This window comes from Bacillus cereus group sp. BfR-BA-01360 (genome assembly GCF_022663595.1).
Lineage (GTDB): Bacteria > Bacillota > Bacilli > Bacillales > Bacillaceae_G > Bacillus_A > Bacillus_A cytotoxicus.
Window position 1 is genome coordinate 129,543 of record NZ_JAKUFV010000006.1, and the last position, 25,451, is coordinate 154,993.

Genomic DNA, 25,451 nt, shown 5'->3' on the forward strand with positions numbered 1-25,451 from the left:
CCTTTTTTAGTTTCTATCCTTATTATAAACAATTATCTGACTTTTGTGAATGGAAAGAATTCAAAAAATTTATATTACTATAAAATTTTTCACTTAAACATCTGTATAATGTTCATGACTGCATAGGCAATTCCAGCTCCGATTAACGGTCCTACAGCTACCCCATTAAATAGAGCAACTGCAATAATAGTTCCAAATACAAGTGCAGTTGTAATATGTGGATCGTTCGTTAGCAACTGCAAACCACCCTTTGCCAATAGCGCAACCGCTATTCCTGAAGCTAAAGCAATCCATGCATAATAAGATTTCGTCGCTTCACCCAGTTGCTTAAAACCAATTTCACCTGTCGCAATTGGAACAAGAACCGCTATTGTAATGACTGTTACTCCGAGATTAATCCCTTTCGTTTGTAAATAGGGTAGAATTTTATCTCCCAAAAATGTCCACTTTAATACAAATAGCACACAAATGGCTACAATTAATGATTGATTTTTAGCAATTAACCCAATAATAAGCAGTATGAATAAAAATAACGTTGATTGACTAATCATGATTATACTTCCTTTCTGAAAATAATGAACCTGTTTCCAAACAAAAATACTGTTAAACACATCGTTATACCAGATATAAAGTCTTTATCCTAAGTACTTTATGGACGATACAAATGTTGCATACAACTTTTACGTTTTGAAAACTTAAGCCAGAATGAATAATAAGTATACAGCCATAAAGTGAAACTTTAATCAGTAGGAGTTTCTTCATCCCCACTGATTATGAGCCCTCACCAATCGGGCTGTTACGGGCAGCCCTACTCCCACCTATCTTCCTTGCTACTCTTTGAACCTTGAGGGGGAGTCTTACTGCCCTAAAATAACGGGATAAACCAGATTCCTTTTCTTTCTTTTCTGAAAAGAAACAGGTAAAATAAAAAGAAAATAAAGTGAGGTTCTTACCATGTGAAAATAACTTTTCTGTTTGGTTAATTCTTATCATCAAGCTTTTACGAGAGGGTGGTTTGCCGTTTTCGTTGTATCCTAACACTCGCAAATAGCAGGATAAATCCATCATTCCACTATAACACAATACAATTTGGAATGGGAGGTAAGCATCTTTGAATCGTAACTCACTATATATCTTATTACGATTGATCTTAGTCATTATGATAACAATAATCGGGTTTTATGTTCTCATCTATATTGCAGGACTCATCTATCCATTTATTATCGCTCTAGCATTTGCTTATTTGATTAATCCAGTCGTAAATTTTCTGAACCGAAACCTACACTTTCCTCGTGCATTATCGGTACTCGTCAGTTTAATTCTCGTTTTCGGCGCTATCGTTGGGCTCGTCACATACCTTGTGACAGAAGTTATTTCTGCCACAACTTACTTATTGCAAATTGTTACCGACAAGTTTCCGACTATCGTTCAATATGCACAACAATTTGCACTTAACAATATTATGCCTCTCTATGACGATTTAATTTCTAAATTTAATCATCTTGGAGAATCTCAACAACATACCATTACACAAAACATTCAAAATCTGGGCACGGAAGCTACAAAGCAAATGAAAGATTTATTAACCGCTATTATTAGTGGGTTAACAAACTTTATTAGCGCACTTCCAACTACGTTAACTGTGCTTGTTTTTATTCTCTTAGCAACTTTCTTTATTAGCTTTGATTGGCATAGACTTGCTCACAAAACAAGACATTTTCTTCCAAACCGAGTACACGGATATGGAAAGACCATTTTTGTAGATTTAAGAAAAGCGTCATTTGGATTTGTGAAAGCACAACTTACCCTTGTATCGATGACAACGATTATTGTATTGGTTGGTTTATTAATTTTACGAGTACCGTACGCAATCACAATCGCATTAATAACTGGTATTGTAGACTTACTTCCTTATTTAGGAACAGGAGCTGTCTTTGTTCCTTGGGTTATATATGTCTTTTTTACAGGAGATACAGCCTTTGCAATCGGCCTGCTCATTTTATATATCATCGTAATTGTCCAAAGACAAATTATGGAGCCAAAAGTCCTATCATCAAATATTGGACTTGATCCTCTTCCAACACTTGTTGCTTTATTCGTTGGATTTAAACTCTATGGTTTTTTAGGGTTAATTGTCGGTCCAGTCACATTAGTACTCTTAAATACATTGCATAAAGCACATGTCTTCCATGATTTATGGAGATTTATTAAGGGAACTCCCTTAAAATAATACCTTTCTTATGTAACACTTTTATTAGAAACAAAAAAATCAGGGACTTAGTCATCTATCATGGCTAACCCCTTATTTTTTTGCATAAAATATCATGAATTGAGGATGATTTTGTATTTTAATTCTATTTTCAGTATTTTTATCATCACCTTTTCTTCCTTTTTCTACAAATGAATAAATATACATCTTATAATTCGACAAAAAAATAACTCACAGAACCCCCTCGTTCTATGAGTTATTTTTGTACAATAATTGTTGTATTTCTTCTCAATTTCCACTCTAGCCATCTCATTACTATCTGCTTCCATACCTTTCGCGTCACTGGCATGATGAAAACAAGACCAATTACATCTGTTACATATCCAGGCACTAACAAAAGCACTCCACCTGCCAGAATAAAAATCCCATCTAATACAGCATCTCCCGGCATCTCTCCTCGGTTCACTCTAATCCTAATTTCCCTAAGTACCTTAAAGCCCTGTTGTTTCGCTAAATAAGCACCTAAAGCAGCTGTAACAATAATCATAACAAACGTTGGCCATACACCAATCAAATGACTTGAAGCAATCAAAACCGTCACTTCAAGAGCTGGTATTAAAATAAATAAAACAAGAAGCCATTTCACTTGTCTATCACTCCTTTCACCTGCCTCTAGCAAGCTGCACAATCTTCCAGAAGAACCAGTCCCCATATCCCTAATCCCTTTTCTTTGTAACACCCCTCATCAATCGAAGTTTTACTAATTTCCTTTTAAGTTGTAAAAAAAAGAGAAGGATCCTCATCCTTCTCTCCATATTACTTGTTATAGCACTTCCGCATGTCCATTATAAACAATTCCGCGAGCTGCATCAACTGTTACTTCTTGGCCATTTTTTAAAGTTTCTGTTACACCATTTACACCAACGATAACTGGAATACCAATTGAAACACCTACGACAGCTGCATGGCTTGTTAAACCGCCTTCTTCTACAACTAAAGCTGCCGCTTTTTCAATTGCAGGAATCATATCTTTATCAGTACTTGTTGTAACTAGAATATCTCCTTCTTTTACGTTCGCAACAGCTTCAGTTGCTGTTTTCGCTACAACCACTTTACCTTTTGCCGCTTTACGACCAATTCCTTGTCCTTTCGCGATTTCTTCGCCAACAACATGAATTTTCATTAAGTTTGTTGTACCCGTTTCAGCAACTGGAACACCAGCTGTAATAACTACAGTATCACCAAGTCCAATTAGACCAGCATCCATACCTGTTTGAATAGCAGTATCTAACATTTCATCAGTAGACGCCGCACGTTTACTAGCCATAAACGCTTGTACACCCCAAACAAGTGCAAGACGACGACATACTTGCTCATCAGATGTTACAGCTACGATTGGAGATTTTGGACGGTATTTCGAGATCATTTTTGCAGTATAGCCACTTTCAGTTGGAGCAATGATTGCAGCTACATCAAGAGCGATTGCTGTATGTGCAACAGATTGACTAATCGCATCTGTAATTGTTGGTGTAAGCTCTTTAATACGTTTCTTAAATATATCTTTATATTGTAATGACTTCTCAACGCGTGTTGCAATATTCGCCATCATTGTTACTGCTTCTACTGGATATTGCCCTGCTGCAGTTTCACCTGAAAGCATGATTGCATCTGTACCGTCAAAGATTGCATTTGCTACGTCACTTGCTTCCGCACGAGTCGGACGTGGGTTACGTTGCATAGAATCTAACATTTGTGTTGCAGTAATAACTGGTTTGCCTAATACGTTACATTTTTTGATTAGACGTTTTTGTACTAATGGCACTTCTTCTGGTGGAATTTCTACACCCATGTCACCACGAGCTACCATTAAGCCATCAGAAACTTCTAAGATTGAATCGATATTATCGATACCCTCTTGGTTTTCAATTTTTGGTACGATTTGGATATGCTGTGCATTATGTTCTTCTAATAATTCACGAATTTCTAACACGTCAGCCGCTTTACGAACGAAAGATGCTGCGATGAAGTCAACGTTTTGCTCGATACCGAAGATGATATCTTTTACGTCTTTTTCAGTAATACCAGGAAGCTTAATGCTTACGTTTGGTACGTTTACACCTTTTTTATTTTTTACAATACCACTGTTTAGTACTTTTGTACGAATATTTCCATCAACTTTCTCGATTACTTCTAGCTCGATTAAACCATCATCGATTAGAATGCGAGAACCTGGATTTACATCGTCATATAAACCAGCATAAGTTACTGAGAACTTTTCTGCAGTTCCTAATACTTGCTCAGTAGAAATAACTACTTCTGAACCAGTTGTTAGCTCAGCTTGTCCGTCTACGAAGTCATGTGTACGAATTTCTGGACCTTTTGTATCAAGCAAGATGGCAACTGTTTTACCAGTCTTTTTAGACGCTTCACGAATGTTTTTAATACGTGCTCCGTGCTCTTCATGGCTACCATGAGAGAAGTTTAAACGAGCAACGTTCATACCAGCCTCAATTAACTGTTCTAATTTTTCAATACTTTCACTAGCAGGACCTATAGTACATACAATTTTTGTTTTGCGCATATTGCACCTCCGAAATTTCTGAAACCGTTCCCAAATATCCGACATTACGTCGATTAGATGGATAATTCTTTAGATAATTGATACATATCTATATCAATTACATGTTTTTGAGCTAACGCTTCGATAATATCATGATCAACGAGTTTGTTGTTTTGGATACCAACACAACGTCCGCCCTTACCTTCCATTAATAATTCAACTGCTCTTGCGCCAAGGCGACTCGCTAACACACGGTCTTGTGCACTTGGTGATCCACCACGTTGTACATGACCTAATACTGTTACACGAGTATCAAAGTTTGTCGCTTCCTCAATTTTCTTACCGATATCAATCGCACTTCCAACACCTTCAGCTACAACGATGATACTATGTTTTTTACCACGTTCGCTACCGCGTTTTAAACGAGCAATTACATCATCCATATCATATTCTGCTTCTGGAATCAAGATTGTCTCTGCACCATCAGCTAAACCAGCCCATAATGCGATGTCGCCAGCGTGACGCCCCATTACTTCAATAACGTATGTACGTTCATGAGATGTAGCTGTATCACGAATTTTATCAATTGCATCAATAACAGTATTTAAAGCAGTATCGAATCCAATTGTAAAGTCTGTTCCAGGAATATCATTGTCGATTGTACCTGGTACACCTACACAAGGGAATCCTTGCTCTGTTAGTTTTTTAGCTCCTTGGTAAGAACCGTCTCCACCAATAACAACAAGTCCTTCAATGCCATGTTTCTTTAATTGTTCGATTCCTTTTTCACGAACAGCTGGATCTTTAAACTCAGGGCATCTTGCTGTATATAATTTTGTACCACCACGGTGGATAATATCGCCAACAGAACCAAGTTCTAATTTTTCAATGTGACCAGAAATTAGTCCAGCATATCCATGGTAGATACCATATACTTCAATATCATGGTAAATCGCTTTACGAACAACTGCACGAATAGCAGCGTTCATACCAGGTGAATCTCCACCACTCGTTAATACACCAATACGTTTCATTTGTACTCACCTCATAAAGATTATTTGCCTTATAATAAAATAACATGAAGAAATATAAAAATACAATGGAGAAGATGTGTCTTTTCACAATAAAAACGTGCATTCGCGAAAGGGAACGCACGCCTTTATTATTTTACCCAAATGGAAGCGTTTGAAAACGAAACTTGCCCAATTTTCATATATTTTTCATAACGTTTTTCAATTAATTCGTCTTTCGAAATACCACTTAATTGTTCAAACGTTTTCTGCAACACAACATTGATATTTTCTGATTGTTTTAAAATATTACGGTGTGCTCCACCTCTTGATTCTGGAATAATTTCGTCAATTACACCTAATTCTTTCAAATCAGCTGCTGTAATTTTCAGTGCTTCCGCAGCATCTCTCGCTTTTGTCGCATCTTTCCAAAGAATAGTCGCCGCACCTTCTGGACTAATTACAGAATAAGTAGAATTTTCTAGCATATAAATGTAATCCCCTACTCCAAGACCTAAGGCACCACCGCTACCACCTTCACCAATAACAATACAAATAACAGGAACAGTAAGTCCCGCCATTTCAAATAAATTGCGAGCGATTGCTTCACTTTGGCCACGTTCTTCAGCCGCTTTCCCTGGATAAGCACCTTTTGTATCAATAAAACAAATAATCGGACGATTAAACTTTTCCGCTTGTTTCATTAAACGCAGCGCTTTACGATAGCCTTCTGGATGAGGCATTCCAAAATTACGGCGAATATTTTCTTTTGTATCTTTCCCGCGCTGATGCCCAATTACAGTTACAGGCATGCCATTATACTTCGCAATACCGCCAACAATCGCTGCATCATCACCAAAGAATCGATCTCCGTGACATTCGAAAAAATCAGTAAATAAGTGCTCAATATAATCAAGCGTCGTTGGTCTTTCCGCATGCCGAGCAATTTGAACGCGATCCCAAACCTTCATATTGCCGTATATTTCTTCCTCTAAATTTTCTAGCTTATCTTCCAAAATACGAATCTCCTCACTGAAATCCATCTGGCTGTGTTTCGTATATTCTTTTAGTTCACGAATTTTATTTCTTAGCTCAACAACCGGTTTCTCAAATTCTAGTTCTGCCATACAGCCATTCCCTCCCCTTGATGAACTTCTAAAATCTTGCGGAGTGACTCTCTCATCTCATTGCGATGCACAACGGCATCCAACTGGCCATGTTCTAACAAAAATTCTGCGGTTTGGAAATCTTCTGGGAGTTTCTCGCGCACCGTCTGTTCAATAACACGTCTACCTGCAAAACCAATCAGTGCACCTGGTTCCGCAAGATTATAGTCACCGAGTGAAGCGAAACTCGCTGAAACTCCGCCCGTTGTCGGATGCGTCATAACAGAAATAAATAATCCTCCAGCATTACTATATTTCTTTAAAGCTACACTTGTCTTTGCCATTTGCATTAGACTTAATATACCTTCTTGCATACGAGCGCCACCCGAAGCAGTGAAAATGATAAACGGCACTTGTAATTCATATGCCTTTTCGACTGCACGCGCAATTTTTTCGCCTACTACAGAGCCCATGCTGCCCATTCGAAAACGAGAATCCATTACAGCCACAACAACAAGCATTTCATCAATTGTTCCCTCACCTGTCACAACCGCTTCATTTAATTCTGTTTTCTTTCGATCGTTCTCTAATTTCTCTTCATAGTTTGGAAACTGAAGTGGATTTACAGAAACCATTTCTTTATCATATTCACGAAATGATCCTTCATCCAATATACTATCGAGACGTTCCCATGCATTCATCGGATGATGATATCCACAGTTCACACATACTTTTAAATTTTTCAGAAGCTCTTTTGTATACATAATTTTTTTACATTTTGGACATTTGGTCATAACACCGTCCGGTACATCTTTTCGTACTTGTTCTGAAGGAATTGCAGCGTACTTTTTCTTTTTCACGAATAAATCTCTTAGCACAATTTGACCCCCTTTGTTGAGAGCTAAGGTTAGGAAGAAAATGGGGCTAACACCAAAGATTGATGTTAGCCTTCTTTTCTTAATCTGTCTAATAACCTCTCTCTTTACGTTTAACTTTAACCGCTATGCAGTAGATTGTTTGTCATAACGTGTCATGGTCATTTCGACAAATTTTATACATTACGAGTGAAACTGTATTTTCTCTATCAATTCATCATAAATGTTCAGTGTCTCTTCTTCCTGTTTTGCTTCCAAAGCTTTGTAAAGTTTTCTATATACCTCTATAGAGTCTATTAACACTTTACAAGAAAGGGTTGCCACATAATCATTTACAATCATCCAAATGCGATATAGTAAATAGTTATCCACTTGTTCAATAAGTGTTTTGAAAAACGTTTGATGAAACGCTTGAATTGAACTTTCCTGTCTCTCAAGCGCCTGTTTTAAATTACTTAACACCGTAGAGAATGTATCATCTGCTAAATTACAGACAATCCGAATCATATCTTTTTCAATTAATCGTTTCGTTTGTAATAAATCCTGTCTAGTTTTTTCATCTTGCAATAAAAATGGTGCAATCAATTGAACGAGACCATTTTCATAGAAGTTACGAATAAACGTCCCTTCACCGCGCCTTGTTTCAATTAATCCTACCAGTTCTAAAGCACGCAATGCTTCTCGTACAGACGAACGCCCAACATTCAAACGTGCACTTAACTCACGCTCTGACGGCAAACGGTCACCTGCAACTAAACCATCCTCCTCCATAATGGAGCGAATTTTCTTTACAATTTCGAGGTATACTTTTGTATTTGATGATGTCAATTAAAACTCCTCGCTTATTCGTTACCAATCAACGCTAATCGTTTTGTTTTCTCAGCAACTTCATTTGGATCTACTTGGCGACGAGCTACCCCTGTCTCCATTGCAGCTTTCGCTACATAAGCCGCTACCTGAGGCGCTACACGCGCGTCAAATGGCGCCGGAATGATATAGTCTTCATTTAATTCATCAGCTGTTACAAGCTCTGCTATAGCCGCTACAGCTGCCATTTTCATTTCTTCATTAATTTGGGTAGCATGTACATCAAGTGCACCACGGAAAATGCCAGGGAATGCTAACACATTATTTACTTGGTTCGGGAAGTCAGAACGACCCGTTCCAACAACCGCTGCACCCGCTGCTTTTGCTGCTTCTGGCATGATTTCTGGAACCGGATTTGCCATTGCAAAGATAATCGCATCGTTATTCATCGTACGAACCATTTCTTCCGTTAATGCACCTTCTACAGATACACCGATGAATACATCCGCACCTTTTATAACATCCGTTAAAGAACCTTCTACACGGTCTTTATTTGTATATTTTGCAACTTCTTCTTTCACTGGATTCATACCAACAGGGCGGCCGTCGTAAATCGCTCCTTTACGGTCACACATAATAATGTCGCGCACACCGTAGCGGTATAAAAGTTTAATAATCGCAATACCCGCTGCACCTGCACCATTTGCCACGACTTTAATATCAGACATTTTCTTTCCAACTAACTTCAGAGCATTTACAAGACCTGCCACTGTTACGATAGCTGTTCCGTGTTGATCATCATGGAATACAGGAATATTCGTTTCTTTTTTCAAGCGTTCTTCAATAATAAAACAGTTTGGAGCTGCAATATCTTCTAAGTTTACACCGCCAAAGTTTGGCTCCATTAATTTTACAGTTTCAATAATTTTTTCTACATCGTTTGTATTTAAAGCAATCGGGAATGCATCTACGCCAGCAAAGCTCTTAAATAATACCGCTTTACCTTCCATTACAGGTAGAGATGCTTCTGGTCCAATATTCCCAAGACCAAGTACTGCTGTCCCATCTGTTACAACAGCTACCATGTTTCCCTTCATTGTATATTCATATACCTTACTTTTATCGTCATAAATTTCTTTACAAGGTTCTGCAACCCCTGGAGAATATGCAAGACTTAAGTCTTTTGCATTTTCTACTTTCACTTTTGATACAGTTTCTAATTTTCCTTGATGCACTTTATGCATGTGAAGTGCTTCTTCACGAAGTGTTGACAAACTATCCACTCTCCTCAAATTATTCTTGCTGCTATCAATTTTTCCGAGTGGTCTGACCACGAACACTACTACTATAATAATCGAACTATAGGGGCGTTGTCCATTATATTTTTACGACCACATTTTCTTTGCCGACAATTTCACGAAGTGTTCTTAAACATTCCTCGCTCGGATGGATTGACAAACTACGAGATAATTGTACCACTTTATGTTCCTTTTCATAATAAATTAGTACTTTCGCAAAACCTGAATAGTGAAATAATATTTTTGTAACTTGATTGAATAACTTCTTATCGTACTGCGAAGGTAATTTGACATAAATGGATGCTTCTTTCATTTCGTTATATACATCCATTTGTTCTAATGAATACAGCCCATTTATAATCCACTGTAATTTATTATTTCTAGATTCTACCGTTCCCTCAACAAGAACAATTTCTCCTTCTTGTAACCTTTCTGAAAAATGAATGTATGTCTCTGGAAAAACAACCGCTTCCATTTCATCATTCTGATCACAAAACGTAACAAATGCCATTTTTTGCATTTTTTTTGTGCGAATTATTTTCACTCTTGTAATGTAAACAATCGCGCGTTGTACTTTTCCTTTTTGTCTCATTGCTTGCGCAAGAGAAGGGATTTCTAATTCTTTTACTAAACTTGCATACTGAGCTGTCGGATAACTTGATAAATAAAAACCAAGCGTTTCTTTTTCCTTATTCAATTGTTCGATAAAAGACAACTCTTTCCCTTGCACGTAAACTGATTTTGGTACACTTTCTTCTCCTAATTCACGCGCAAGACTTGCGTATTCTAGAGCACCCTTTATGCTGTTAAACAAAGTTGTTCGTGAAACTTGAAAATCATCGAAACAACCAGACCAAACAAACGCCTCTAAATTGCGCTCTGTTACAAATTTCACTGGCATTCGAAGACAAAACTCAAATAAATCTTGAAACGGCGCTTTCTCTCTTTCTTCAATCAAAGCAGTCACTGTTGCCATCCCAATATTTCGAATGGAAAGAAGGCTATAACGAATCGCATTCCCTTCAATTTGAAAATGATAGCCACTTCTATGAAGTGATGGCGGCAAAACACAGAAACCTTTGCGTTTTGTTTCGCGTATATATTGCGTAATCTTATCTTCATTTCCAATTGCACTGGATAATAGAGCGGTCATAAACTGAAGTGGATAATTCGCTTTTAAATATGCAAGTTGATACCCAATCATACTGTAGGCCACCGCATGGCTTCGGTTAAAACCGTAATTTGCAAATCTAACAATTAAATCGTAAATTTGCTCTGCAGATGTTTGATCATATCCATTTTGTAAACAACCTTGCACAAAATGCTTTCGCTCTTCCTCTAAAATATCTCGACTTTTTTTACTGACTGCACGGCGAAGTAAATCCGCTTCTCCAAGTGAAAATCCAGCTAATTTAGAAGCAATTTGCATAATTTGTTCTTGATAAACAATTACACCATATGTACTCTCTAAAATCGGTTTCAAATCTGGATGTAAATATTGAATGTTTCGTCTTCCATGTTTAGATTCAATAAAGACTGGAATTTGTTCCATCGGTCCTGGGCGATATAAAGAGTTGACGACAACGATATCTTCAAATTCATTTGGCTTTAACCCGCGAAGTACATTTCGCATTCCACCTGATTCAAGCTGAAATACCCCTGTTGTATCTCCTCTTCCGAGCAATTGAAATGTCTTTTCATCTTGGAGCGATACATTCCTTATATCAATTTGTTTTCCAGTCGTTGTTGTAATAAAAGTAAGAATATTTTCAAGCAATGTTAAATTGCGCAACCCTAAAAAGTCCATCTTTAGGAGTCCAAGTTCTTCTAAAACATCCGCTGGATATTGCGTTACATATACGTCATTATGCCCCTCTTGAATCGCAATACTTTTTGTTAGGGGCTCTTGACTCATAATAACGCCAGCTGCATGGATAGACGTATGACGCGGTAATCCTTCCACACGTTTTGCAATTTCAAACACACGTTCATGCAAAAGATTTCCTTGAATAAAATCACGAAGTGCTTCTGACTCCTCATAAGCTTCTTTCAATGTAATCCCAAGTTTCGATGGAATCAGTTTAGAGAACAAATCAATATCTCGAGGCGGCAATCCCATTACACGAGCAATATCACGGATTGCTGCTTTTGCAGCCAGTGTTCCGAACGTAACAATTTGAGCAACACGAAGCTGGCCGTATTTATCCTTTACATAACGAATCATTTCATCGCGTCTTACATCAGGAAAATCAATATCAATATCCGGAAGTGTAACACGTTCTGGATTTAAAAATCTTTCAAATAATAAATTGTATGCAATTGGGTCAATATCTGTAATCTCTAGTACATATGCGACAAGTGAACCCGCTGCCGATCCACGTCCTGGCCCTGTTAAAATCCTATTCTCGTGTGCATATTTCATAAAGTCCCATACGATGAGGAAATAATCACTGAACCCCATGCGAGAGATAACTTCAAGTTCATGATATAAACGGTTCACATGTACCTCTTTTGGCGTTCCATAGCGTTTATATAGCCCCTCTTCGCACATTCGGCGCAAATAAGCATCGCTCGTTTCATTAGTAGGAACAGGAAATTTCGGTAATTGATTCACATGAAATGGAATTTCTACATGGCAACGTTCTGCAATATGAATGGTATTACGAAGTGCTTCTTCCACATGAGAAAATAAGGCTTCCATTTCAGCGGATGATTTCAAATAGTACTGATCCGTTTTCAACCTTGGCCTATCCGGATCCGTCATTTTTGTACCGCTCTGGACAGATAATAAACATTCTTGCACAAGTGCATCGTTTTGATTAATATAATGAACATCATTTGTTGCCACGATTGGAATGTTCATATTTCTGACAAACTCTTCTATTTTTTCTTGCAACAATAATTCATCTTGAATTGCATGATGCTGCACACTCATATAAAAATGGCCAAACATATTTTGGTACGTGCGGGCAACTTCTTCTGCACGCTCATCTTTTCCTTGCAATAATAATTGTTCAATTTCTCCATCTTTCCCTGGTGAAATTGCGGTTAATCCTTTCGCATAATGGACAAGCCACTTTTTTGGAATTCCATCTTTAGACTTTGTCATAATGGTGCTAGAAATTTTCAATAGATTTTGATAACCTACTTCATTTTCAGCCAATAAAACAAGTGGATAAGCGAGTTCTTCTTCCTCATTAAAAACGGAAGCTGTTAATCCGATAATCGGCTTTATCCCCATCTTCTTACATGCTTTATAAAATGGAATAACTCCGTACATCACGTTTTCATCTGTAATTGCAAGAGCTGAAAACCCAAGTTCTTTCGCTCTAGCCACAAGTTCATCAATTTTACAAGCACTTTTTAACAAACTATAAACGGTTTGACATTGTAAATGCACAAACTTCACTGTTGTACCCTCTCTTTACCTATTTGACTACTTTCATTATAGGTGATGAGGAAAGGGGAAATCAAAACATACTTCTCACACTTTGTCCATATATATGATGAGGAAAGGGGAATGACAATGGACATAAGAGAACAAACTTTTTTCTCTCTTCTTATTATTAGTTACTTTATTGCCTTTGGGGTCCTACTCGGCGGCTCGTTAATCGGAGGAATTGGAGCATTTCTTATTGGCAAACCAGCCCTTACCTACATCAATCAATTCGCACAAAACTTACGAATTTGGGCACTGGTAGCGGCAATTGGTGGTACTTTTGATACATTTTATAGCTTTGAGAGAAGTTTTTTTGAGGGAGATATGAAAGATATTGTGAAACAAATTTTACTTATCTTCTTTGCAACAGGTGGCATGCAAACTGGTCTTATTATTATTAAATGGTTAACACAGGAGCATGTATGAGAGTTCCCAGCGCTTCTACTGCCAAACGATGGTATTTATTTTTAGCTGGTGCTGCTGTTGGCGGTGTAATTAGCTGGTTTATCTTCCTCTACATATATGGCATCTTCCAGCAAGAACAAGCTAGTCAAATTGCAGAACAAAAATACATTATAAATAAACAAGAAGAAAAACTACGTGTGCTTCTTGAAGATCAAGATAAACTGAATAAGGAGAATAAACGACTCTTAACAATTCAAGAAATTAAAATAAAAATTATCAACGGGGAAAAATATGACTTAGACAACCTTACACTTGAGAACATGACTACTTCTATTCATAACGACCTCCAGCATCTTTTAACGAAAAATATTCAAAGTATCGCTAAAAATAAAGAACTGCTCAAAAAATTAATTGAAAATAAAACCTATAAACATTATGACCGTATGTATCGCTTTAAAGTCGACATGATTTCTTTTGATACTGTACTTGAAATTAGTGTTCATATAGAAAAAGAAAAGTAGAGCCTTTTCGCTCTACTTTTCTCCTCAGTCTATTGAAATAATTCCAACAACGATAGCATTCCCTCTACTTACTTGCAAATGACACGTAAATCTTCAAAAAGACGATCTGCTTCTTCCCAAGAAGATACTTTCGCACCAGAAGCCATCGGATGTCCCCCACCATTATATTGCATTGCTAAAGTATTAATAACAGGTCCCTTTGAACGAAGACGAACACGAATAACATCGTCCTCTTCTAAAAACAGAACCCATGATTTCAATCCATCAATATTACCAAGCGCTCCTACAACACCAGATGCTTCTGAAGGAAGCACATCAAATTGTTGTAATATTTCTTTCGTTAACTTAATGTAGGCCGCACCTTCTTCTGTCATCGTAAAATTTTGTAAAATGTAGCCGTTTAAACGAGCGATTTTCTCTTTCGTTTTATACATCTCATCATATAATTCAGTAAATGTAACACCCATTTCGACAAGTTCACTGACATAGCGGAACGTTTTTGCGGTTGTATTCGGAAATAAGAAACGTCCTGTATCTCCAATAATTCCTGCGAAAATAAGACGCGCTGCTTCCGCTGTCATTTTTAAGCCTTTCTCTTTCCCATAAGAATAAAACTCGTAAATTAATTCACTTGTAGAGCTTGCTGTTGTATCCACCCATGTAATATCCCCGTACGGGTCTTCATTTGGATGATGATCAATTTTAATTAACATCTTCCCTTTTGTATAGCGCTGATCACAAACACGTTCCTGATTGGCTGTATCACAAACAATAACAAGTGCATTTTCATATACACTATCTTCAATCTCGTCCATTACTCGTAAATACGATAAAGACGGTTCATTGTAACCAACCATATAAATATTTTTTTCTGGAAACGATTCTTGTAACATTGTGCCCAGTCCACATTGAGATCCTAGTGCATCTGGATCTGGACGCACATGACGATGAATAATAATTGTATCAAACTCTTGGATTGCCGCTAAAATTTGTTCATGCATATGTATAATCTCCTTTGTATCAATCGATATTTATATACCCTATTTTCACTTTATTCTCCATTATAGCGGAAAATATTTCATACATGCGAACAATTCCTTTATAATATAAATCAGAAAGTTTAGATTTTTCACTTATACTTGTCATTCTGCGGAGAAACAGAATATGCAAAATAATGGAGGATTGTATTATGCCAGTATTAGTCTTTTGTATTATCATCTCATTTATGTTGTATCTTTTCTATAAAACAAAATATTTTCGTACAAACCGTCCAATGGAGAAAGGCTGGCTTTCCGGAAAGTCGGCAATGGCACTCGGTTCATTTGTTGCTTTATTTGGTTTCAATCAATTTTTCCTAGAGCTTTCTACTGCCCGAATCATTGTCGGCGCATTATTTCTCTTATTTGGCATTGCAAGTATTTTAAATGGCTTCCGTCAATATAAGCATTTCTTACCTCTAGCTGTAAAAGAAGCAGAAGCCTATAAAACAATGTAATGTAAAAAAGCATCGGCTATTTGAGCAGATGCTTTTTTATTTCTTTTCAATTTCACAATCGATCTATACAACAAAAGCTGAATGTACATACAATAGATTTCCTTGCATGTGAAAGTGCAATTATTCCGCTTCAAACGACATTTTTTATACGACTCTTGCTATGAAAGTCCTGCACGCTTCTTTTTTCATTCTATTTATCGATCAATTAACTGCACCATAAGCAGTGCTTTCCCCACAACATTTCCTTCATGATGTACTTCGACATCAACTTTTCCAAATTTACGACCAATTTCTAATACCTTTGGATGAACTGATACGATATGATCAATTTGGACCGGTTTTACAAAGTAAATCGTTAAATTTTCAACGATTAAATCACTCTTCTTTTGCGCTCGAATCACACGATTGGTCGCCTCTGTTACAATCGTTGTAAATACACCATAAGATAACGTTCCTAATGAATTCGTCATTTGTGGCGTTACTGAAAATTGATAATTTTGTTCATGTTTTGTTTCTTTTTGATTTACAAATTGACTTGTTACGATATCATCAATTGTGTCTCCTACTTGTGGCTGACGCTGAATCATTTGCAATGCCTGAAGTACATCTTGACGACTAATAATTCCCTGCAGTTTGCTTCCTTCATCCACCACAGGAAGCATTTCAATTCCTTCCCAAACCATCATACGTGCTGCCGCAGCAACAGACATTTTTCCATTCACTGTAATCGGTTGCTTTGTCATGACCTTCTCAATCGGTGTTTCTTTTGCAACCCCAATCATATCTTTTGACGTTACGATTCCTAATACTTTTTTATTGTCATCGATGATTGGATAACGTCCATGCATCGTTTCTTTATTATAAGCATGCCATCTCTCCACTTTATCATCTGGCTTTAAATATAACGTTTCTTCAATTGGTGTTAAAATATCTTCAACAAGTACGATTTCCTTTTTAATAAGCTGATCGTAAATCGCGCGATTAATTAGTGTCGCCACCGTAAATGTATCATAGCTACTTGAAATAATCGGCAACCTCAATTCATCTGCTAATTTCTTCACATAATCTTCCGTATCAAACCCACCTGTAATTAATACAGCAGCTCCTCTTTCTAGTGCAAGCTGATGCGCATTTGTACGGTTCCCAATAATCAATAAGTTCCCAGCTTCTGTATAGCGCATCATCGCTTCTAATTTCATTGCGCCAATTACGAATTTATTTAATGTCTTATGTAATCCTTCTCTCCCACCTAACACTTGGCCATCGACAATGTTAACGACTTCTGCATATGTCAGTTTTTCAATATTTTCTTTCTTCTTTTGTTCAATTCGAATTGTTCCCACGCGTTCAATCGTACTTACATACCCTTTATTTTCTGCATCTTTAATTGCGCGATATGCTGTTCCTTCACTGACACCTAAATCCTTCGCAATTTGACGGACAGAAATTTTATGCCCTACTGGCAAGTTATTAATATGCTCTAAAATTTGGTTATGTTTGGTAGCCAAATGGTTTCACCATACTTTCTTTTCCCTAAATTCTTCATGTATTGTATGTTTAGTATACTATATTTTCAAAACTGTTACACACTCTCTTTATATATCTGTACTATTTTCCATATAACAAATGAATTCTTACACCTATTTTTCATACATAAAGAAACCCTTCACTTGTTCAATCAAATGAAGGGTTTCTTTTCTATAGTGTAATACTTTCTCCCACTTCTAATACTCTCCCTGTACAGTTTGTTAGTTTTTCAACAAAGCGATGTGGGTCTTGTTCAATAACCGGGAACGTATTATAATGCATCGGCACAACTGTTTTCGCATCAATCCATTTCGCTGCTAACGCGGCATCTTCTGGTCCCATTGTAAAGTTATCACCAATTGGTAAAAATGCTAATTCAATATCATTACGATCTCCAATTAATTTCATATCAGAAAATAATGCTGTATCTCCTGCATGATAAATTGTTTTCTCCTCTGCTGTAAATAAAATCCCAGCTGGCATTCCTGTATATGTAATCGTCTTATTCTCTTCATCGATGTAGCTAGAACCATGGAATGCTTGCGTAAACTTTACTTTTCCAAAATCAAATTCATGCGCCCCACCGATATGCATTGGATGCGTCTTCACACCTTGCCATCCTAAAAACGTCGCTAGTTCAAAAGGAGCTACTACAATCGCATCATTCCGCTTTGCAATTTCGACTGTATCACCCACATGATCTCCATGGCCGTGCGATAAAAGAATCGCATCTACCTTTACATCTTCCGCTTTTAAATCTGTTTTCGGATTTCCTGTTAAAAATGGGTCAATTACAATCGCTTTTCCATTCGTTTCAATCTTTACAACTGAATGCCCGTGATAAGATATTTTCATTGTTACATTCCTCCTTACTCACACCTTTTATTCTACATGATTTCACAATTTCCTGTCTTTTCTAACATCTATTTACTTGTCATAACTCTTTCATCCGATGTAAAGTTATATATGTAACTGAAATCTCGGAGGTGTCGATCGATGAATACTAGATTAGAAAAATTCATGCACTGGCTACAAGAACAAGACGTAGAAGCAGCCTTCTTAACTTCTACACCAAACGTTTTCTACATGACGAACTTCCATTGCGAACCGCACGAAAGACTACTCGGTCTATTTGTATTCCAAGAACAAGAACCTATTTTAATTTGTCCGAAAATGGAAGAAAATCAAGCACGAAACGCTGGATGGACACACGAAATTATTGGATTTACTGATACTGACAGACCGTGGGATATGATTGCAAAAATATTGAAAGACCGCAGTATCAAAGCAAATGCAGTTGCAATTGAAAAAGAACACTTAAATGTGGAACGCTATGAAGCATTAACAGAATTATTCCCAAATGCAACTTTTCACTCTGCAGAAGAAAAAGTGCGTGAGCTTCGTTTAATTAAAGATGAAAAAGAACTTTCTATTTTACGTGAAGCTGCTCATATGGCTGATTATGCTGTCGGTATTGGTGTAGAGGCCATTAAAGAAAATCGTAGTGAATTAGAAGTACTAGCCATTATCGAACATGAACTAAAGAAAAAAGGTATACATAAAATGTCATTCGACACGATGGTCTTAACTGGAGCGAATTCAGCTCTACCTCACGGTGTACCAGGCGCTAACAAAATGAAGCGCGGTGACTTCGTTCTATTCGACCTAGGTGTAATTATTGATGGTTACTGTTCTGATATTACACGCACAGTCGCATTCGGCGATATTTCTGAAGAACAAACGCGTATTTATAACACCGTACTATCTGGACAACTACAAGCAATTGAAGCATGTAAACCGGGCGTTACACTCGGTGCTATCGACCGCGCTGCCCGTTCTGTTATTGCAGACGCTGGCTACGGAGACTTCTTCCCGCATCGCCTCGGCCATGGCCTTGGTATTAGTGTACATGAATATCCAGATGTAAAAGAAGGAAACGAATCTCCATTAAAAGAAGGCATGGTCTTCACAATTGAACCAGGAATTTACGTACCAAATGTAGGCGGAGTTCGAATTGAAGATGATATTTACATCACAAAAGACGGAACAGAAATTTTAACAAAATTCCCGAAAGAATTGCAGTTTGTGAAATAAAAAAAGGTAGCGAGAATGCTACCTTTTTATCTACTACCTCAAACTTCTCAACAATCATTTGGGCTGGATAGCTCTCAAGTATTTGAGAAAACCATACTTTTATTTTATATCCTGATTTCAACTGCTGATATGTGCTGCTATCAACAAATTTCAAAACAGTGTCAGTTGGAAACTTCTCATGTAGTCGCTCTTCTATATACTCTTGAAACTCTGCTTTTGTTTCAAATTTTTTATTCGTGATGAAATATACATTATCATTTCCCACTATGACATACCCTTCTACAGTAGCGATTTGTTTAGATGGAAATGTAGATGCACATGATGTGAGTACTGTAAGGAAAATACTTAAAAAAACAAATACCCAAACCATTGAGCTCTTTCCCCTCATTTCATCCCCCCCCTAAAAGTTTTATCCCGCTATTTGCGGGCAATAAGACCCTCACCTCAAAATTCAGCAGTTAAGAATGATAAAAAGAAGGCACTCAAAAAGTGCCTTCTTTCATCTTACTAATATTCACTTGAAAATTTACAATCCAAACTGAGAAAAGATGTACAAAAATCGCTATAACCATACAAGTCCCGCTCAAAAAAGTTAAAATTGGGTGCGAGTATGAATGCTCTAAGTAATAAGACACTCCAATAAAAAACAGTGTTATATAGATGTAGATTGCTCCATGTATTTGCCTCATATAAGCCCCCTTTTCCTATATTATACCATAAATTTTCTGATTATTCACATTAATGGAATGTAATCAATATTTCTCAACTATTACGACTCTTGCAATATCCTATATATTAGTATATCTTTTGTAAATTATTTCATTCATCTTTTTTACCAATTGCATCTTAACGAAAAAAGCCCATCTATGTTGATGCGCTTTTCTGCTTATATACAAACTATCATTCTATTCTTTCATCGCTTCTTTGACAACATCTTGAATCATTATAACTTCTGTTTTCATATCGACAGCTGGTGCTTCTTCATCAATACATGCATACCAAAATGCTAAGTGCTTTTTATCAATTTCATGATGAGAATTTTCGACAAGAGTCCCCCCTTCTCCTTGTACAGAATACCAATATAAGTACTCTTCTCCATCTCTTATTTCCCGGAAAATTGTCTCTACATACATTTTTTCGTCGTTTAGTGTCAAAAGCACTTCTTTCATATTGTCATTAAGAAGCTGCATCCATTCATCTACACGATGACTTTTTCCTGGCTTCACTTTGAATCTTGTTCATTCGACATTCATCTTTATTCCTCCGTTTTCTTACGTACATATCAAACGTATTCTATCGGATGCTGAAAACCTAGTTTACTAGCTCACATACATCATTTCAAACTATCATAAGAGGAATCGTATTAGCAAGAAAAAAACATTTCAAGGAATTTCTAAACAAAAAGCCCTCCTTATCACAAGAAGGGCCTCACCCAATATTTATTATGATAAAGCAGGAGCTTTTTCAAGCAGCTCTTTCGCATCAGCGTATTGTAAGCCATGAGCTTCTGCAACTGCTTCGAATGTTACATAGCCATCTAATGTGTTAATACCTTTTAATAATGCAGTATTGCTTAGGCAAGCTTGTTTGTAGCCTTTGTTTGCAATTTGTACCGCATATGGTACTGTTACGTTTGTTAATGCAAGAGTTGATGTACGTGGAACCGCACCTGGCATGTTTGCAACTGCATAATGCACAACGCCATGTTTTTCATAAGTTGGGTTATCATGAGTTGTAATGCGATCCGTTGTTTCGAAAATACCACCTTGGTCAATCGCGATATCAACAACCACAGAACCTGGTTCCATTGATTGAATCATTTCTTCTGTTACAAGTTTTGGCGCTTTTGCACCTGGAATTAATACTGCACCGATTACAAGATCAGATTCTTTTACAGCTTGTGCAATATTGTAAGGATTAGACATTAACGTTTTTACTTGATTTCCGAAAATGTCATCTAATTGACGAAGACGTTCTGCACTTAAGTCGATGATTGTTACATCCGCACCTAGTCCAACCGCAATTTTCGCTGCGTTTGTACCAGCTTGACCGCCACCGATAATTGTTACTTTCCCACGTTTTACTCCTGGAACGCCTGCAAGTAAAATACCTTTGCCGCCTTTATTTTTCTCAAGGAACTGCGCTCCAATTTGTGCAGCCATACGACCTGCTACTTCACTCATCGGTGCAAGTAATGGTAAAGAACGATTATCTAATTGTACTGTTTCATAAGCAATTGATATCACTTTATTATCAATTAAAGCCTTTGTTAACTCAGGTTCTGGAGCTAGATGTAAATATGTGAATAAAATTAAACCTTCTCTAAAATATTTATATTCGCTTTCAATCGGTTCTTTAACTTTCATAACCATATCTTGATTCCATGCTTCTTCAGCAGTTTCAACAAGTTTCGCTCCAGCTTGTACGTATTCTTCATCTGTAAAACCAGAACCTAAACCTGCACCTTTTTGAACAAAAACTTCATGACCATTTTGTACAAGATGTACAGCACCAGCTGGCGTCATTGCCACACGGTTTTCATTGTTTTTAATTTCTGTTGGAATACCGATACGCATTATTAATTCCCCCTTGAGTTATGAAATGACCCCTAAATCATTTTTTAAAACGCTTTCTATGCCCCTATATTCTAACATAATCCTTCAATATTTTACAAAAAATAACACAAGTTTTCCGATAGATTTTATCCCACTATTTTAGGGCAGTAAGACTCCCACCTCAAGATTCAGAAAGAAGCAAGGAAGATAGGTGGGAGTAGGGCTGCCCGTAACAGCCCGATTGGTGAGAGCTCATAATCAGTGGGGATGAAGAACCTCCACTGATTAAAGTTTCACTTTATTTACTTTTGTCGATATCGATGAATTACATCAACTGCCCCTGTTATTTCAATAATTGTACCCGTAATCATATCAGAATCTTCTTCGCATAAAAATGAGATGGTACGTGCGATATCTTCACCTGTTCCTGATCTACCAATTGGCGTACGCTTATCTTTCAATATGCGCGCTTCTTGAATTGTTGCTTCTTTCATCTCACCAATAATATCACCTGGGCAAACCATATTTGCTGTAATACCATATTCTGCTTCTTCATAAGCAACTGTCTTCGTTAATGAAACAAGCCCTACTTTTGCTGCTGCAAAAGCTGAACGATATATCCATCCCGGTGCACTATCGGCCCCTTGAAATCCATAATTAATAATGCGACCAAATTGATTCCTTCTCATAATTGGAACAACGAGTTTTAACAGATGAAATACCGCCGTTAAATTTCCTTGAATCATCTCATTCCATTCCTGTTCTTCATAATCCACTAATTTTTTTCGTTCAAACACATAAGGACCCGCATTATTAATTAAAAAATCGATCTTACCAAAACGCTTTGTCGCTTCTTCTACTATTTTATGTAAATCTTCTTTCTTCGTGACATCCGCTTGTATAAACTGTAGACGTTCTTCTATATGATTATACTTTTCTTTCATTTCCTCTACAGCGCTTCTGTCGCTATGGTATGTGACTGTTACAGAATGTCCATTCGCTAATAATTTCTCTGTTACTTGCTTTCCTAAACCTTTTGTACCGGCTGTAATGAGCGCGTGTCTCACAAACATGCCTCCTTTTAAATTACTATACTCCATATGTAACAAGTTCTTGCTGCAATTACAACTAAAAAGAATCAAAACAAACTTTTCAAAATTCTGTAACGTTTTTTTACGTATATTACCAGAATTTGTTTTATAATTAAGTTGTAAAGGGTTATAAAATCAATTGGGAGGAATTTACTATGACTAATACATATACAAATATTTTAATTGCTGTAGATGGTTCTAAAGAGGCTGAAAAAGCTTTTAAAAAAGCAATTCAAGTCGCGAAACGTAACAATGCGACACTAACAATTGCTCATATCGTTGATGTGAAAGCTTACTCTGCAGTGGAAGCATATAGCCGTGCGATTGCTGAACGTGCTAATCTTTTTGCAGAAGACTTATTAGAAGACTACAAAAAAACGGCACTAGAAGCAGGTCTTGAAAAGGTAGAAACTGTACTAGAATTCGGTAATCCAAAATCTAAAATTTCAAAAGAAATTGCTCCCAAACATAAAGTAGACTTAATCATGTGCGGTGCCACTGGTTTAAATGCTGTAGAGCGCTTCTTAATTGGTAGCGTCTCTGAACATATTATTCGCTATGCAAAATGCGATGTCCTGGTTGTTCGCGGTGATGAAGAGCAAGGTGAGCTTTAATTCATAAAAATAAATTAGGGTAGATAAGAGGCTTCCTCTTATCTACCCTATTTATTTTTCTACTTTAGGAATTCTGTAATCCGGATTATGCTGCTCCCAGCCATCTTGTGTATTTACATCACCATCTACCCATGTTGTACTCCTGTCGGGTAAAACTCTTTCATGGGGTGTTACATGATGAGTATTCGGATTTCCCTCTGCTATATACTCTACATCCGTTGCTTCTGGAGCTGATGTTTGCGCTACACTATCACTGTCTACCTCATCTGTAATTCCATCGGCAGCATCAATTATATCTATAACTCCTACTGAGAAGACACCTACAACTACAACTTATTTCACATATTTCACTATAAATACAAGACAAACCACGACAACAATGACAACCGCAAGTACATAAGGGGGAAAGAATTTCAAAGACCATAACACCATCATTATTGTCGCTATCGTTAAATAAGATCGCCTTGCATCTTCTGTCATTTTTTACGAAGAACATATACAAATAACCGATTGGCGGCGTAATAAAGCAAAGAACATATATGATTTTAGATTTTAAATACCACTTTTGTTCTCCAAGTTTCTTCATATCTTCTTCTATTCTCTCATGCTCTTGTTCTTTCGCTTCTTCTATAAGCGGATCTTCCTCTCCTCCTCGCTTTTCTTCCATATAAGGAAGGAAGTGCATGAAAAAATAGTATGCAAATATCATCGCTCCAAATCCGATATTTACTCTTTCTAACGGAACATTCTCACTAAAAAAAGCAGCAATAATTACTAAAGAAAAACAATACGTTGTCATCCAAAATGAATGTTTTCTCTTTTTCCGTTCTATTTCTTTTTTATCTTGTACATGTTTTCTTTTCAAAAGCCATATCGAAATACAGCAATCTATCAAAAATAAAGTAAAGGTAAATAACGCCACGTGTACTGTTTCTACATTCTCAAATGAAAATATACTCGGGAATGCTACGTGTAATACAATTAGCGTGTATAAAATTAACCCTACCAAATAAATACGACTCATTTTCCATCCCTTTCTCATTTCCTAACATTATTTTAACATACATTTTTTAGAAATAAGCGGACAAAATATATGTGTTTAGGAAAGGAGGAGGCTAATATGGATGATTATGAACGTATTATTTTAGATGTAAATGGGAAAGAAATCGAAATGTTAGATACGATTCGCACACATTTCAAAGAAAAACATGGTGTGGAACTAAGTAACGGTGCATTACTTCGAGATTTGATGGATATTGAGTATATTCGAATTACGGAAGATCGACATAAGTACGATTAATTGATAAAACTGTCAGCCTAGAACAGATTGCTCTAGGCTGACTTACATCCACACGAAACATGTTATAATGAGGAAAAAATTGTGGAAGATATAAAAATATGCAATCGGAAAACATCTCAAAACATTTTCATACATTACATGTCCAAAGAAACCACTTCCTTCCTTATCTCCATTCACACTATCTCAAGAACAACTATGGTATCTCCCCCAGAATGAAAAATGGTCTATTGGAGAGCATTTTTATCATTTATATTTAATTGCAAGAATGCTAAAAATAGCAATTCAATTCTCTTTCACTCTTATTCCTTATGCCAAGCTCAGAAGAAATACTCCATTTGCAACTGAAATACATGACATTTATGCCGAATACAACGAAAAACACGGCAAAGGAATGAAGGTCCTTGGATTTTAATCCCTTCAAAAAAGTCTATTACTCTATGAATGTAAATGAATTAGAAACGTTACTTCCACATTTACAATTAAGTTAATTAACAGTAAAACGATGCATACTAAGTGAAACTTTAATCAGTGAGGGTTTTCTTCAT

General features: G+C 36.8%; 24 protein-coding genes and 2 pseudogenes. 8 read left to right on the plus strand and 18 right to left on the minus strand.

Annotation, left to right across the window (positions count from 1 at the left end; translation table 11 throughout):
- Positions 1–89: 89 nt before the first annotated feature.
- Positions 90–551, minus strand: coding sequence for a DUF441 domain-containing protein (locus MR056_RS08190; RefSeq protein WP_012095739.1), 462 nt, complete (start codon positions 549–551; stop codon positions 90–92).
- A gap of 560 nt (positions 552–1,111) precedes the next feature.
- Here MR056_RS08190 and ytvI point away from each other — a divergent pair.
- Positions 1,112–2,230: a sporulation integral membrane protein YtvI gene (ytvI, locus tag MR056_RS08195; protein WP_087099276.1), complete on the plus strand. Its 1,119-nt coding sequence runs from the start codon at positions 1,112–1,114 to the stop codon at positions 2,228–2,230.
- A 235-nt stretch (positions 2,231–2,465) separates the two neighbouring features.
- Here ytvI and MR056_RS08200 read toward each other — a convergent pair whose 3' ends face one another.
- The 8 genes from MR056_RS08200 to dnaE form a co-directional block, all read right to left on the minus strand.
- Positions 2,466–2,855, minus strand: a complete 390-nt coding sequence (locus tag MR056_RS08200; protein ID WP_041810576.1) for an FxsA family protein — start codon at positions 2,853–2,855, stop codon at positions 2,466–2,468.
- Between the two features lie 177 nt (positions 2,856–3,032).
- On the minus strand, positions 3,033–4,790 hold the full coding sequence (pyk, locus tag MR056_RS08205; protein WP_012095742.1) for a pyruvate kinase: 1,758 nt from the start codon (positions 4,788–4,790) through the stop codon (positions 3,033–3,035).
- Between the two features lie 53 nt (positions 4,791–4,843).
- Positions 4,844–5,803 carry a 6-phosphofructokinase gene (gene pfkA / locus MR056_RS08210; RefSeq protein ID WP_012095743.1) on the minus strand — a complete coding sequence of 320 codons (960 nt, stop codon included), beginning with the start codon at positions 5,801–5,803 and terminating at the stop codon, positions 4,844–4,846.
- A gap of 128 nt (positions 5,804–5,931) precedes the next feature.
- On the minus strand, positions 5,932–6,906 hold the full coding sequence (gene accA, locus MR056_RS08215) for an acetyl-CoA carboxylase carboxyl transferase subunit alpha (protein WP_012095744.1): 975 nt from the start codon (positions 6,904–6,906) through the stop codon (positions 5,932–5,934).
- Complete coding sequence (gene accD, locus MR056_RS08220) at positions 6,894–7,763, minus strand: acetyl-CoA carboxylase, carboxyltransferase subunit beta (protein WP_012095745.1); 870 nt, start codon at positions 7,761–7,763, stop codon at positions 6,894–6,896. Before accD ends, accA begins: the two co-directional genes overlap by 13 nt.
- A gap of 180 nt (positions 7,764–7,943) precedes the next feature.
- The gene (locus MR056_RS08225; protein ID WP_048724065.1) at positions 7,944–8,588 is read right to left on the minus strand and encodes a FadR/GntR family transcriptional regulator; all 645 of its coding nucleotides are present in this window, start codon (positions 8,586–8,588) and stop codon (positions 7,944–7,946) included.
- 14 nt (positions 8,589–8,602) lie between these two features.
- Complete coding sequence (gene ystJ / locus MR056_RS08230) at positions 8,603–9,811, minus strand: NADP-dependent malic enzyme (protein ID WP_162208216.1); 1,209 nt, start codon at positions 9,809–9,811, stop codon at positions 8,603–8,605.
- Between the two features lie 133 nt (positions 9,812–9,944).
- On the minus strand, positions 9,945–13,274 hold the full coding sequence (gene dnaE / locus MR056_RS08235) for a DNA polymerase III subunit alpha (protein WP_087099278.1): 3,330 nt from the start codon (positions 13,272–13,274) through the stop codon (positions 9,945–9,947).
- Positions 13,275–13,391: 117 nt separating this feature from the next.
- Here dnaE and ytrH point away from each other — a divergent pair, with 117 nt between their 5' ends.
- Complete coding sequence (ytrH, locus tag MR056_RS08240) at positions 13,392–13,730, plus strand: sporulation membrane protein YtrH (protein WP_012095749.1); 339 nt, start codon at positions 13,392–13,394, stop codon at positions 13,728–13,730.
- Positions 13,727–14,230, plus strand: a complete 504-nt coding sequence (ytrI, locus tag MR056_RS08245; RefSeq protein ID WP_012095750.1) for a sporulation membrane protein YtrI — start codon at positions 13,727–13,729, stop codon at positions 14,228–14,230. Before ytrH ends, ytrI begins: the two co-directional genes overlap by 4 nt.
- A 68-nt stretch (positions 14,231–14,298) precedes the next feature.
- On the opposite strand, the gene MR056_RS08250 is transcribed toward ytrI, so the two are convergent.
- The gene (locus tag MR056_RS08250) at positions 14,299–15,231 is read right to left on the minus strand and encodes a DHH family phosphoesterase (protein ID WP_012095751.1); all 933 of its coding nucleotides are present in this window, start codon (positions 15,229–15,231) and stop codon (positions 14,299–14,301) included.
- Positions 15,232–15,419: 188 nt separating this feature from the next.
- On the opposite strand from MR056_RS08250, the gene MR056_RS08255 reads away from it, so the two are divergent.
- On the plus strand, positions 15,420–15,725 hold the full coding sequence (locus MR056_RS08255) for a YtpI family protein (protein ID WP_012095752.1): 306 nt from the start codon (positions 15,420–15,422) through the stop codon (positions 15,723–15,725).
- A gap of 194 nt (positions 15,726–15,919) precedes the next feature.
- Here the strand turns inward: MR056_RS08255 and MR056_RS08260 are convergent, their stop codons facing one another.
- Positions 15,920–17,233 (minus strand): CBS domain-containing protein, encoded by a 1,314-nt coding sequence (locus tag MR056_RS08260; protein WP_012095753.1) that lies wholly within the window; start codon positions 17,231–17,233, stop codon positions 15,920–15,922.
- A gap of 190 nt (positions 17,234–17,423) precedes the next feature.
- Positions 17,424–18,107, minus strand: a complete 684-nt coding sequence (locus MR056_RS08265; RefSeq protein ID WP_087099280.1) for a metal-dependent hydrolase — start codon at positions 18,105–18,107, stop codon at positions 17,424–17,426.
- A gap of 141 nt (positions 18,108–18,248) precedes the next feature.
- Here MR056_RS08265 and pepQ point away from each other — a divergent pair, with 141 nt between their 5' ends.
- Positions 18,249–19,346, plus strand: a complete 1,098-nt coding sequence (gene pepQ / locus MR056_RS08270) for a Xaa-Pro dipeptidase (protein ID WP_087099282.1) — start codon at positions 18,249–18,251, stop codon at positions 19,344–19,346.
- Here pepQ and MR056_RS08275 read toward each other — a convergent pair.
- The 5 genes from MR056_RS08275 to MR056_RS08295 form a co-directional block, all read right to left on the minus strand.
- Positions 19,285–19,734, minus strand: a complete 450-nt coding sequence (locus tag MR056_RS08275) for a DUF3221 domain-containing protein (RefSeq protein ID WP_012095756.1) — start codon at positions 19,732–19,734, stop codon at positions 19,285–19,287. The two genes, pepQ and MR056_RS08275, sit on opposite strands and share 62 nt — an antisense overlap.
- 94 nt (positions 19,735–19,828) lie before the next feature.
- Positions 19,829–20,035, minus strand: coding sequence for a hypothetical protein (locus MR056_RS08280; protein WP_041810068.1), 207 nt, complete (start codon positions 20,033–20,035; stop codon positions 19,829–19,831).
- A 216-nt stretch (positions 20,036–20,251) separates the two neighbouring features.
- Entirely contained in the window at positions 20,252–20,572 is a 321-nt protein-coding gene (locus tag MR056_RS08285; protein WP_012095757.1) for a DUF6176 family protein, read from the minus strand.
- Positions 20,573–20,788: 216 nt separating this feature from the next.
- Entirely contained in the window at positions 20,789–21,922 is a 1,134-nt protein-coding gene (ald, locus tag MR056_RS08290) for an alanine dehydrogenase (RefSeq protein ID WP_012095758.1), read from the minus strand.
- Between the two features lie 281 nt (positions 21,923–22,203).
- Entirely contained in the window at positions 22,204–23,001 is a 798-nt protein-coding gene (locus MR056_RS08295) for an SDR family oxidoreductase (protein WP_012095759.1), read from the minus strand.
- Between the two features lie 146 nt (positions 23,002–23,147).
- On the opposite strand from MR056_RS08295, the gene MR056_RS08300 reads away from it, so the two are divergent.
- Complete coding sequence (locus MR056_RS08300) at positions 23,148–23,606, plus strand: universal stress protein (protein ID WP_012095760.1); 459 nt, start codon at positions 23,148–23,150, stop codon at positions 23,604–23,606.
- A gap of 333 nt (positions 23,607–23,939) precedes the next feature.
- On the opposite strand, the pseudogene MR056_RS08305 reads toward MR056_RS08300, so the two are convergent.
- Positions 23,940–24,630 (minus strand): annotated as a pseudogene (locus MR056_RS08305) (hypothetical protein).
- A gap of 96 nt (positions 24,631–24,726) precedes the next feature.
- On the opposite strand from MR056_RS08305, the gene MR056_RS08310 reads away from it, so the two are divergent.
- On the plus strand, positions 24,727–24,906 hold the full coding sequence (locus MR056_RS08310) for a hypothetical protein (protein ID WP_012095762.1): 180 nt from the start codon (positions 24,727–24,729) through the stop codon (positions 24,904–24,906).
- A 98-nt stretch (positions 24,907–25,004) separates the two neighbouring features.
- Positions 25,005–25,373, plus strand: a pseudogene (locus tag MR056_RS08315) (DinB family protein); the annotation flags it as partial.
- Positions 25,374–25,451 lie beyond the last annotated feature (78 nt).